Origin of the sequence: Vibrio hepatarius (assembly GCF_001274785.1) — a bacterium.
Classification (GTDB): Bacteria; Pseudomonadota; Gammaproteobacteria; order Enterobacterales; family Vibrionaceae; genus Vibrio; species Vibrio hepatarius.
Window position 1 is genome coordinate 39,224 of the sequence record NZ_LHPI01000019.1, and the last position, 12,115, is coordinate 51,338.

A 12,115-nucleotide genomic window follows, 5' to 3' on the forward strand; every position below is an offset into this window, starting at 1 on the left:
GCTTAGAATGACTAGGCGGCAAACCTCTCACCGCGATTAAAACGCTTTTATCTCGAACAAAATTTAACCACGAAAGGTCAACACGCCCTAAAAAAGGCTGATGGTTCACATCAGCCTTTTGCAATTTAGAGAGTCGCTGTTACAGCTTGTCAGTCAGCTCGATTGCTTGACCGATGTAGTTAGCAGGCGTCATCTCTTTCAGGCGTGCTTTCTCATGCTCAGGAAGCTCAAGACCGTCAATGAAGTTACGCATTGCTTCGCCGTCTACACGCTTACCACGTGTTAGCTCTTTTAGCTTCTCGTAAGGTTTCTCGATACCGTAACGACGCATAACCGTTTGTACTGGCTCTGCAAGTACTTCCCAGTTCTGGTCTAGTTCTTTCAGTAGCGCTTCGCGGTTTACTTCTAGCTTGCTGATGCCTTTTAGCGTTGAAGTGTAAGCGATGATCGCGTAACCAACACCAACACCTAGGTTACGTAGAACCGTTGAGTCAGTCAGGTCACGTTGCCAGCGAGAAATAGGCAGTTTTTGCGCTAGGTGGCCGAATACTGCGTTTGCTAGACCAAGGTTACCTTCCGAGTTTTCGAAGTCGATTGGGTTCACTTTGTGCGGCATTGTTGAAGAGCCGATTTCGCCAGCAATGGTTTTTTGCTTGAAGTGACCTAGAGCGATGTAGCCCCAAACGTCACGATCGAAGTCGATTAGGATCGTGTTGAAACGTGCAACCGCGTCAAACAGCTCAGCGATGTAGTCGTGAGGCTCGATTTGCGTGGTGTATGGGTTCCAAGTTACGCCTAGAGATTCGGAGATGAACTCTTCAGAGAACTGGTGCCAATCTAGCTCAGGGTAAGCAGATAGGTGAGCGTTGTAGTTACCTACTGCGCCGTTGATTTTTGCTAGGATTTCAACGTTTTCGATTTGCTTGTATTGACGTTCCATGCGGTACGCCACGTTCGCCATCTCTTTACCCATTGTTGATGGAGATGCTGGCTGACCGTGTGTACGAGACAGAAGTGGAATGTCACGGTATTCAACTGCCAATGCTTTGATCGCGTCGATTAGGTTGCGGATCTCAGGCAGGATTACCGTTTCACGTGCTTCTTTAAGCATTAGCGCGTGAGAAGTGTTGTTGATGTCTTCAGAAGTACACGCAAAGTGGATGAACTCGTTAACCGCGTGTAGCTCAGGTACGCCTGCAACTTTCTCTTTCAGGAAGTATTCAACCGCTTTTACGTCGTGGTTAGTCGTGCGCTCGATCTCTTTGATGCGAAGCGCGTCTTCTTCACTGAAGTTTGCTGCTAGATCGTCTAGGAACTGATTTGCTTCTGCACTGAATGCTGGTACTTCCTTGATCGCGTCTGTTGCGGCTAATTTTTGTAGCCAGCGGATTTCAACGATAGAGCGGTACTTTAGTAGGCCAAACTCGCTAAAGATGCTGCGTAATGCAATTGTTTTACTTCCGTAACGGCCGTCTACTGGTGAAACAGCAGTCAATGCTGACAGTTCCATGGTGTTCTCCTGAATTGAGTTTCTAAATTTCGTGAGCTTTATACCAATAACAATGGCAATTGTCACGAATATTGCGCAAACGTTTGCGCCAAAGTTATATGAATCAAAAAAATGAGCTCGCGACAAGGCGCGAGCTACGGAATAAATGTCTACATTCTGGCGAGGAGGATTTGCGCCTGCTCAACCATCTTTTTACGTCCAAAAATCAAATGGCGACGCTTACCGCCAACTTGGCGCCACAGTACTGCACTGCGGATACCGGATAGCAACAGGGCGCGAACTTTGTGCTGGTTGCCGGTTTGCTGAAGCACTGCTGGAGTACCTGTAACTTGAATTCTTGGGCCGATAGGGCTGATGACGTCGAGGTAAACACTCGCCAGATTGCTGATCATCTGCTCGTCAAGGAGCTCGAAGTGCTCCAATTGGCGTTCTAACATTTGGATGCGGTCGCCAAGTTGTGACATCGCATCATTACGTGAGCTTAATTTACGCTCCAGCGCCATTAAGCTGATGATGTAACGAGTGATTTCACTACCTGTTGGCGTGCTGTCGATACCTTTGACCAAACACTCCAGTCCGAGTTTTAGGTCGGATTCACGACCGTACACACTGACGGTATTGCTTGGGTTGGTATTCAAAATCGCCTTGAGAGAAGTTTCGAACGCGTCAGAATCACAGTAACCGTTTTTCGCCACTTGTTGAACCAATGCCACAGCTTGGCAAATACCTGCAAAAGCGATAGTGCGGTCGTAGAGTGTGTTAGCCACGTAGTAATACTCCTAAGTCAGACGATTAACTAAATACGTTGTTCGATGATGCCGCCACCTAGGCAAACGTCACCACTGTAGAATACTGCCGATTGACCTGGAGTGACAGCAACTTGAGGTTCGTCAAAGATAACTTTAATGTTTTCATCATCGATAGGGATGATAGTACATGGAATATCGGTTTGACGGTAACGTGTTTTCACCGTGCACTGCACAGGTTCTTTAATCGGTGTACGGTCAACCCAGTGCAACTGAGATGCAATTAAGCCTTGCGACTTAAGGAGCGGGTGATCTGCGCCTTGTACCGCAATTAGTACATTACGCTTAAGGTCTTTGTCTGCAACGTACCACGGGTCTTCGTTACCGCCGCCGCCTTTCTGGCCACCAATGTGTAGACCTTTACGTTGACCTAGAGTGTGGTACATCAAGCCTTGGTGTTCACCAATCACTTTTCCTTCTGGGGTTTCAATTTTACCCGGCTGAGCAGGCAAGTAGCGTGACAAGAAGTCCGTAAACTTACGCTCACCGATAAAGCAGATACCGGTTGAGTCTTTCTTCTTCGCTGTGATCAAATCTTGTTCTTCAGCGATACGACGAACCTCAGGTTTCTCAAGTTCGCCCACAGGGAATAGGCTGCGCGCAACTTGGTCGCTGCTGAGTGTGTACAAGAAGTAACTTTGGTCTTTGTTACCGTCTAGGCCACGTAGCATTTGTGGCTTTTCACCATTTTCAGGGAAGGTACGGCGCACGTAGTGACCCATCGCGATGTAGTCTGCATCTAGCACTTCATCCGCGAATTCCAAGAAGGCTTTAAACTTGATTTCTTTGTTGCAAAGAATATCTGGGTTCGGCGTACGGCCTGCTTTGTATTCCGCAAGGAAGTACTCAAACACGTTGTCCCAATATTCCGCAGCAAAGTTGATGGTATGTAGATGGATGCCAAGTTTGTCACAGACTGCCTGCGCATCAGCTAGATCTTCCGCTGCTGTACAGTATTCTTCGTTGTCATCTTCTTCCCAGTTCTTCATGAACAGGCCTTCCACTTGGTAGCCCTGCTGTTTTAGAAGATATGCAGAAACAGATGAATCAACACCGCCAGACATGCCGACGATTACTTTCTTTTTACTGTTGTCAGTACAGTTATCAGACATTACTCAACACCACTTAAATTAACTGGACGCAGATTCTAACAGAAAGCCCAGCGAGGGGACAGATCCGAGATCGGACTCACACTTCGAAAACGCTGAACTTTTGCCCACTTGCTCACTCTATATTAGCTTTTATCACTATCGAATGTTTATATGTGGCATAGTCGACAAAATTCAAGTCAAAGCGGAAACAATATATGAGTGAAGAGAACCAAATCTTTGAGGAAGCACAGCTTATCGAGGTGGTGGAAAACCAACTAGAAGATGGTAATCCGATTAAAGTCAAAGAGACATTAATGCGTCTTATGATGACAGGGACCAGTCGCGAAGACGCGGTTGCAATGATGGCGTGCGCGGTTGCAATTGAGATCTTTGACGTGATGAAAAATGAAGGCGAGTTTAACCTCAAACGCTATTCAGAGAACCTAGACCAACTACCAGATTTGAGCTTTATGGAAGGCGAATAAGCCCTCTTATTTCTACGTATGCCATCAGCTAAGGACTTTCTTACTGATGGCAAACGTTTGCTATAATCCGAGATGTTGCCGCACTGTGAAGTGCGATGTAGAATCCGGCATCCTTTCAGCCCTTATTCAGAATCATTGTTATGAAATTTCCTGGTCAACGTAAATCGAAGCACTACTTTCCAGTGCATGCCCGTGACCCGCTAGTCAGCCAGTCACAAGAAAGCAAGAGAATGTCTCGCACGCATATTATTGGTATTGACCAGACGTTGGTGGATATTGAAGCGAAAGTTAGTTCGGAATTAATCGAGAAATACAAACTGAGTAAGGGACACTCGCTGGTTATTGATGATGACACGGCAGAAGCGCTTTATACCGAGCTTAAACAGTTTGACCTCATTACCAATGAATACGCTGGTGGCACGATCGGTAATACGCTTCACAACTATTCTGTACTAGCCGATGACCGTTCAACACTATTAGGTGTAATGAGCCAAGACATTAAAATTGGTAGTTATGGCTACCGTTATTTATGTAATACCTCTAGCCGAATGGATCTGAACTACCTGCAAGGTGTGAAAGGCGCAATTGGTCGTTGTTTTGCGCTTATTACAGAAGACGGTGAACGAACGTTTGCTATTAGTGAAGGCCAGATGAACCAACTGCTTCCAGAAAGTATTCCTGAGAAGATTTTTAAAAATGCCTCTGCGCTGGTTCTCACTGCTTATTTAGTACGTTGTAAAGAAGGCGATCCAATGCCTGAAGCAACAATGCGAGCAATTGAATATGCTAAGAAGTACGATGTACCAGTGGTATTGACGCTTGGGACTAAATTCGTTATTCAAGACGATCCTGAATATTGGCAAGAATTCTTACGCGAGCATGTTACAGTTGTCGCAATGAATGAAGACGAAGCCGAAGCATTAACGGGTGAAACCGATCCTTTGGCGGCTTCAGATAAAGCATTAGACTGGGTTGATCTTGTATTATGTACCGCTGGTCCTGTAGGACTATTTATGGCTGGATATACAGAAGACGCAGCAAAACGCGAAACTTCTTTACCACTGCTTCCAGGTAGTATTGCTGAGTTTAACCGTTACGAATTTAGCCGCCCGGCATTTAAAGCGGGTTGTGAGCAACCAATTAAAGTTTATTCTCACATCTCGCCATATATGGGTGGTCCAGAGAAAATTAAGAATACTAATGGTGCCGGTGATGCCGCGTTATCGGCGTTATTACATGATATGGCTGCGAATAAATACCATAAAGAAAACGTGCCTAATTCAAGTAAACACGCGCATTCATTCTTAACGTATTCTTCGTTCTCTCAAGTATGTAAATATTCAAACCGAGCAAGTTACGAAGTTCTTGTTCAACACTCTCCACGCTTGTCACGCGGCTTGCCAGAACGTGAAGATAGCTTAGAAGAGGCGTACTGGGAACGATAATAAATAAAAAGGCCCTGCATTAGCGGGGCCTTTTTATAACTACTACTTTCGTGCTATAAAAAAGCGCCCAGTTGGGCGCTTTTTTATATTATTTCGCTTAGATTAGGAAATCGTCTAGAGATTTACCCGCATCTAATTGCTCTTGGATTGCTGAAGGCGTACGACCTTGACCAGTCCAAGTTTTCTCGTCGCCGTTTGCGTCTACATATTTGTATTTCGCAGGGCGAGGAGCACGTTTAGATTTAGATTTTGTTTTCGCCTTACCGTCGCCAGCAAGAGCAGAAATAAGCGCATCAACATCGATGCCATCTTTAGCAATTTGATCAGCAATAGCAGCAAGCTTAGCTTCTTGCTCAGCACGAGCAGCGCGCTCTTCTTCTTCCGCTTCTTTGCGCTCAGCAACTACCGTGTTTAATTTATCTAGTGCTTCTTCTAATTGTTCCAGAGTTAGCTCACGGGCGAAAGCGCGTAGGCTACGAATATTTAATAGTGTTTTAGTTAGTTCCGACATATTTTGATCTCACTAAATAAGGAGTAGCTAATAGATAAGATAATAATCCTGAATTTTATATATTACAATCCATTCTAAGTAAAATTAGGTAAATTCCGTTCTACATAATTCATTAATGTCTAAAAACTAGATATTTCTTCAATAAAATTAGTGGCAAAAAGATATTAATGACACAAAAAATATAAGGCAAGTCCATAAATTAAGTGTTGTTACTGAGTGCTGTGTTTCATATCTTGGAATGATTCGTTCAATTTATCTTACGTTTGATTTATTCAATGTTAATCATATTGAACACTTACGACACTTATAAAATTTTCAGATGACGACAAATAATCTTTTTCAGTTACTCTTCAATATTTGGGTATAGGATACTGGATGAGTATGCGAGAGAGGTGAAAACTTACTCGGCTAAAAAACGCTCCATTTTTTAACAATATTTTAGGATGAAATATTGAAATGCCTATAGGGATAAGTACAATGAACGTCACCTAATGCGAGACGTTGGTTAAATCATTGTTAATTTAGTGTTTGAATGGTTTAAAATTTCAACAATCGCGGTAGAGGAGCGGAATAAATAAGTACTACTTGTTGGGGTGATGCCAATGAGCAAGTAAGAAAGGTTATTTCGCCGAAGTGAGTGTCTATATCAAAAGCGCTTGCTGGGGTTACGCTCGAATAGGGCTAACACTGCCATAGTCTATAATTTGTAAAACTATGGAGCGCTACTGTAGGGTTGGGTGAAGTGTTCGCTTCCCTTTCGCTTAGTTCAACACAATTGTGTGGAATAGATTTTCCACCAATGAGTCTGCAGTAGATCTCTAACCATTTATTACTGGTTTTTGAAGATCATGAATTTAATTGATTTTGCATCATCTCCTTTGTCACTTTTGCCTCCCCTGGTGGCTTTAAGTCTGGCGATCATTACACGTCGTGTCCTTGTTTCTTTAGGTGTTGGTATTGTTCTCGGTGCCATCCTACTCAATGACTATTCTGTTGGTAATACTCTGAGCTACGTTAGCTCGACTGTTTCAAGCGTTTTCGTCGAAGATGGCGGTCTTAATACTTGGAACATGAGTATTGTCGGCTTCCTATTGCTACTCGGTATGATGACAGCGCTATTGACGTTGTCAGGTGGCACACGCGCATTTGCAGAGTGGGCGCAGTCACGTGTGAAGAGTAAGCGCGGCTCAAAACTTTTGGCGGCTTTTTTAGGCGTATTCATTTTTGTCGACGACTACTTTAACAGTCTGGCAGTTGGCGCAATCTCGCGTCCTGTGACTGACCGTTTCTACGTATCACGTGCAAAGCTTGCGTACATTCTTGACTCAACCGCAGCACCTATGTGTGTGCTAATGCCAGCATCAAGCTGGGGTGCGTACATTATTACCATTATCGGTGGTATTTTGATGTCGCACGGTGTTGAAGAGTACTCAGCGCTAGGTGCGTATGTTCGTCTTATCCCGATGAACTACTACGCGGTATTCGCTTTGTTAATGGTGTTTGCGGTTGCGTGGTTTGGTTTAGATATCGGTAAGATGCGTGAGCATGAAATTTCGGCTTCTCAAGGCCGTGGTTTTGATAACGACCAAGATACCGATACCCAAGAAGCACACGATCTTAACGAAGAGCTAGATATTCGCGAGAGCGAGAAAGGTAAAGTTGCCGACTTGGTATTGCCGATCGTGATGTTAGTAGTAGCGACAATTGCGTCTATGCTGTTTACAGGCGCTCAGGCACTGGCTGCGGATGGTAAACAGTTTGCTCTACTTGGTGCATTCGAGAATACCGATGTGGGCACATCGCTGATTTATGGTGGTCTAGTTGGTTTGGCTGTGGCGTTAGTGACAGTGTTAAAGCAAGGCCTGCCAATGCTAGAAATCGCCCGCACACTGTGGATTGGCGCGAAATCTATGTTTGGCGCGATTCTAATCCTAGTCTTTGCTTGGTCAATCGGTTCAGTGATCGGTGACATGAAGACGGGTTCGTACCTATCGACGCTTGCGCAAGGCAATATTGCTCCGCACTGGTTACCTGTAATTCTGTTCCTACTGTCTGGTTTGATGGCATTCTCAACGGGTACTTCTTGGGGTACGTTCGGTATCATGTTGCCAATCGCTGGTGACATGGCAGGCGCGACAGATATCGCTCTTATGCTGCCAATGTTGAGTGCGGTGTTAGCGGGTTCTGTGTTTGGTGACCACTGTTCACCGATCTCTGATACCACGATTTTGTCTTCAACAGGTGCACGTTGTAACCATATCGACCACGTGTCAACGCAGCTGCCATACGCGCTGTCTGTTGCGTTGGTATCTTGTATCGGCTTCATTGCGCTTGGCATGACCGCGTCTATCGCGTTTTCTTTCATCGCGGCGATGGTAGCGTTCATCTTGGTTTGTGTGGGTCTTTCTTGGTTGTCTAAGTCAAAGATTGCGTCTTGCCAGAGCGCTTAATTCAAGCGATTGAATAAAAGAAAAGCTCCGTTAAATAGCGGAGCTTTTTTATACCTGTTGTACTAGGGAAGGAAACGTGAGGTCGTGGAACTCAATGCAATCACGTAAATCCACAAAGGTCGGCGGCTCTATATGTCGAGGTTGTACTTATTGATGCGTTGGTAAAGGGTCGTGCGCGACATCGGCGAAGATGCATCAACTAAAAACACCAAATATCAGTCAGTTAACAATTAATTTACTAGAAAGTGAAAATAGGTGTTGAAAAAAAAACAATCCTTAGTTAGTGTGGTTATCAACAGTTAGAAACACCTAGAGCTTAAATAGTTATGCGCAATTTTGTAATGAACATTCATCATCACCATCACCCAATCTAGTCTTTCGGGAGATGTGCGCATACCCGGGAGGCAGGAAGCTCCCGGAGGTGAAATCGCTAAATTCAGATTTAAAACCCTCGGGAGACCAACATCTCCCGAGGGTTTTTCAGTTTTAGCGTTTTAAAAATTTTATAAATATCAGAAATTTATGCAGGGATAATGCAATGCAAACACAACGCCTAAGAATCGCAATTCAAAAGAAAGGTCGCCTGAGTAAAGAGTGTCAAGAGCTACTTAAAAAGTGCGGCGTGAAATTCAACATTATGGGTGAGCGTTTAGTTGTTCACTCACTAAATATGCCTATTGACCTACTACTAGTTCGCGATGACGACATCCCAGGTTTGATTATGGATGGTGTGGTTGATTTAGGTTTCATCGGTGAAAACGAACTTGAAGAAGTCCGCCTTGACCGTAAAGCATTAGGCGAACCATACGACTTTGTACAACTCCGTCGCTTAGACTTTGGTGGTTGTCGTTTATCTATCGCGATTGATAAAGACGAGCAATACAACGGTCCGCAAGACCTCGCCGGTAAGCGTATTGCAACTACGTACCCTCAACTACTGAAAGCGTACATGGACGAGCAAGGTGTTCCATTCTCAACCTGTATGCTGACTGGCTCAGTTGAAGTTGCGCCACGTGCAGGTTTGGCGGACGCGATTGCTGACTTAGTTTCAACTGGCGCTACTTTGGAAGCAAACGGTCTAAAAGAAGCGGAAGTTATCTTCCAATCGAAAGCGACCTTGATTCAGCGTGCTGGTGAGTTTGCTGAAGATAAACAAGCTTTGATTGAAAAGCTGCTGACTCGCATGCAAGGCGTGCAACAAGCAAAAGAATCAAAGTACATCATGTTACACGCGCCAGTTGAAAAACTAGAGCAAGTGAAAGACCTGTTACCTGGCGCGGAAGACCCAACCGTTCTGCCTCTTTCTGCTGACAAGCAAAAAGTTGCCGTGCACCTAGTGAGCACTGAAAACCTATTCTGGGAAACCATGGAAGGCTTGAAAGAGTTGGGTGCGAGTTCGATTTTGGTTCTACCGATTGAAAAGATGATGGAGTAACGGGCGATGAGAACGGTAGTTTGGCAATCATTGAGTGAATCTCAGCAAGATTCAATTTTAGAGCGCCCAGCCATTGCAGAAGGCGCGAACATCACAGCGGCGGTTTCAGAGGTTATCGCAAAAGTTCGTAACGACGGTGATGCTGCGTTACTGGAATTGACAGAGAAATTTGACCGAGTTCGACCAGATTCTATTCGTGTTTCTAGCCAAGAAATTGATGCTGCTTCAGCGCGTTTATCGGCAGAAATGAAGCAAGCGCTAGAGCAGGCTTACAGCAATATCGCGAAGTTTCACAAAGCGCAAAAGCCACAGCCAATCAAAGTTGAAACTCAACCGGGAGTGGTGTGTGAGCAAGTGATTCGCGCAATCCAAAAAGTGGGTTTGTATATTCCCGGTGGTAGCGCGCCACTTCCTTCAACTGTATTGATGCTTGGTGTACCAGCGAAAATTGCGGGTTGTCGCAAAGTGGTGCTGTGTTCACCACCACCAATCGCGGACGAAATTCTTTACGTTGCTAAGTTGTGTGATATCGACGAAGTGTACAACGTTGGCGGCGGTCAAGCGGTAGCTGCCATGGCGTATGGCACCGAAACCGTTAGCAAAGTGGACAAGATCTTTGGCCCAGGTAATGCCTATGTGACAGAAGCGAAGCGCCAGGTCAGCAATGATTTTCGTGGCGCGGCGATTGATATGCCAGCGGGTCCATCTGAAGTGTTAGTCATTGCCGATGAAACCGCAGACCCAGACTTTATTGCCGCTGACTTGCTGAGCCAAGCCGAGCACGGACCTGATTCTCAAGTGGTACTGGTTACGCCATCACCAGTGATCGCCGACCAAGTAACGGATGCGGTCCAACGTCAACTTAAAGAACTATCACGTGCGGAAATTGCAGAGAAAGCACTGGCATCAAGCCTGATCATTATCTCTGAATCGATTACCCAAGCAATCTCGATTTCTAACTACTACGGTCCTGAACACTTAATCGTGCAGACGAAGAATCCTCGTGAGTTACTTCCTTTGCTTGATAACGCGGGTTCGATTTTCTTAGGTGATTGGTCGCCAGAATCGGCAGGGGATTACGCGTCTGGTACTAACCACGTGTTGCCGACTTACGGATACACCCGCACTTACTCAAGTTTGGGTTTGGCGGATTTCTCTAAACGCATGACCGTGCAGCAATTGTCTGAACAAGGCTTGCAAAACTTAGCGCCAACGGTAGTTACGATGGCGGAAGCAGAAGGCTTAGATGCACACAAACGTGCAGTGACGATTCGTGTAGAAAAATTGGCAGCAAAAGCGTAAGGGCGATTGAGATGGAAAAGCTAGCAAGAAAACAAGTACAAAAACTTACGCCTTATCTGTCGGCACGCCGCATTGGCGGTACAGGCGACGTGTGGCTCAACGCCAACGAATCTCCGTTTAACAACGAGTATAAAACAGACTTTGCTCGCCTTAACCGTTACAGCGAATGTCAGCCTAAAGAGCTGATCGAAGCGTACGCGAGTTACGCTGGGGTGAAGCCTGAACAAACACTGACGTCTCGCGGCGCCGACGAAGGTATCGAACTATTAATCCGTGCATTTTGTGAGCCGGGTGAAGACGCGATTCTCTACTGTCCGCCAACTTATGGCATGTACGCAATCAGCGCTGAAACGATTGGCGTTGAGCGTAAGACAGTACCTTTAACCTCAGACTGGCAGCTTGACCTTAAAGGTATTGAACAGAACCTTGATAACGTCAAACTGGTGTTTGTTTGTAGCCCAAATAACCCAACCGGTAACCTCGTTAAGCGCGAAGATATTGTCTCTTTGCTTGAGATGACCAAAGACCGCGCGATCGTAGTAATGGATGAAGCCTACATTGACTTTTGTCTGGAAGCGTCGACGGTTGATCTACTGGCGCAATATCCAAACCTAGCCATTCTTCGCACGCTGTCAAAAGCTTTTGCGCTGGCGGGATTACGTTGTGGCTTTACTCTGGCAAACGAAGAACTGATCAACGTCCTGCTTAAGGTGATCGCACCCTACCCAGTGCCTATTCCAGTCGCGGAGATTGCAACTCAGGCGTTGTCTGAAGCGGGTTTAGCTCGTGCTAAATTTCAAGTATTGGATTTGAATGCAAACCGCGCTTACCTGCAAGTGGGGTTATCGATGATCCCAGGATTGGAAGTGTTTGAAGGTTGGGGCAACTACCTGCTAGTTAAATTCCCTGATGGCGATGCACTGTTTAAAGCCGCTTGGGATACCGGCATCATTTTGCGTAACTCGCCAATTGATGACTGTGTGCGTATTAGCGTCGGCAGCCGAGATGAGTGTGAAAAAACGCTTGGCTTTATTCGCAACTACTACGCGTAGATTGCCGTATTAAAAAGTTTATGAGCTT

Annotated in this window: 10 protein-coding genes, 1 riboswitch and 1 other annotated feature; of the genes, 6 read left to right on the top strand and 4 right to left on the bottom strand. The window is 45.5% G+C overall.

The annotated features are described in order from the left end of the window. Positions 1–139: 139 nt before the first annotated feature. From purB to mnmA, 3 genes are all read right to left on the bottom strand, one after another. Positions 140–1,510 (bottom strand): adenylosuccinate lyase, encoded by a 1,371-nt coding sequence (gene purB / locus AKJ31_RS17105; RefSeq protein WP_053410290.1) that lies wholly within the window; start codon positions 1,508–1,510, stop codon positions 140–142. Positions 1,511–1,659: 149 nt separating this feature from the next. Next, positions 1,660–2,277 carry a high frequency lysogenization protein HflD gene (gene hflD, locus AKJ31_RS17110; protein WP_053410291.1) on the bottom strand — a complete coding sequence of 206 codons (618 nt, stop codon included), beginning with the start codon at positions 2,275–2,277 and terminating at the stop codon, positions 1,660–1,662. A 29-nt stretch (positions 2,278–2,306) separates the two neighbouring features. Then, on the bottom strand, positions 2,307–3,428 hold the full coding sequence (gene mnmA / locus AKJ31_RS17115) for a tRNA 2-thiouridine(34) synthase MnmA (protein WP_053410292.1): 1,122 nt from the start codon (positions 3,426–3,428) through the stop codon (positions 2,307–2,309). A gap of 194 nt (positions 3,429–3,622) precedes the next feature. Here mnmA and AKJ31_RS17120 point away from each other — a divergent pair, with 194 nt between their 5' ends. Beyond that, positions 3,623–3,892, top strand: a complete 270-nt coding sequence (locus AKJ31_RS17120) for a hypothetical protein (RefSeq protein WP_053410293.1) — start codon at positions 3,623–3,625, stop codon at positions 3,890–3,892. Between the two features lie 140 nt (positions 3,893–4,032). Then, positions 4,033–5,337: an inosine/guanosine kinase gene (locus AKJ31_RS17125; RefSeq protein WP_053410294.1), complete on the top strand. Its 1,305-nt coding sequence runs from the start codon at positions 4,033–4,035 to the stop codon at positions 5,335–5,337. 97 nt (positions 5,338–5,434) lie between these two features. Here AKJ31_RS17125 and AKJ31_RS17130 read toward each other — a convergent pair whose 3' ends face one another. Further along, positions 5,435–5,848, bottom strand: coding sequence for an H-NS family histone-like protein (locus tag AKJ31_RS17130; protein ID WP_053410295.1), 414 nt, complete (start codon positions 5,846–5,848; stop codon positions 5,435–5,437). A gap of 550 nt (positions 5,849–6,398) precedes the next feature. Continuing rightward, a riboswitch (Lysine riboswitch) is annotated at positions 6,399–6,581 on the top strand. Between the two features lie 115 nt (positions 6,582–6,696). Between AKJ31_RS17130 and tet(35) the strand changes: the two genes are divergently transcribed. From tet(35) to hisC, 4 genes are all read left to right on the top strand, one after another. Further along, the gene (gene tet(35) / locus AKJ31_RS17135; protein ID WP_053410296.1) at positions 6,697–8,298 is read left to right on the top strand and encodes a tetracycline efflux Na+/H+ antiporter family transporter Tet(35); all 1,602 of its coding nucleotides are present in this window, start codon (positions 6,697–6,699) and stop codon (positions 8,296–8,298) included. Between the two features lie 349 nt (positions 8,299–8,647). After that, positions 8,648–8,783: a sequence feature (His leader region), on the top strand. Positions 8,784–8,836: 53 nt separating this feature from the next. Next, positions 8,837–9,733, top strand: coding sequence for an ATP phosphoribosyltransferase (gene hisG / locus AKJ31_RS17140; RefSeq protein ID WP_053410297.1), 897 nt, complete (start codon positions 8,837–8,839; stop codon positions 9,731–9,733). A gap of 6 nt (positions 9,734–9,739) precedes the next feature. Beyond that, positions 9,740–11,035, top strand: coding sequence for a histidinol dehydrogenase (hisD, locus tag AKJ31_RS17145; RefSeq protein WP_053410298.1), 1,296 nt, complete (start codon positions 9,740–9,742; stop codon positions 11,033–11,035). 11 nt (positions 11,036–11,046) lie between these two features. Further along, positions 11,047–12,087 carry a histidinol-phosphate transaminase gene (hisC, locus tag AKJ31_RS17150; RefSeq protein ID WP_053410299.1) on the top strand — a complete coding sequence of 347 codons (1,041 nt, stop codon included), beginning with the start codon at positions 11,047–11,049 and terminating at the stop codon, positions 12,085–12,087. Positions 12,088–12,115: the final 28 nt, after the last annotated feature.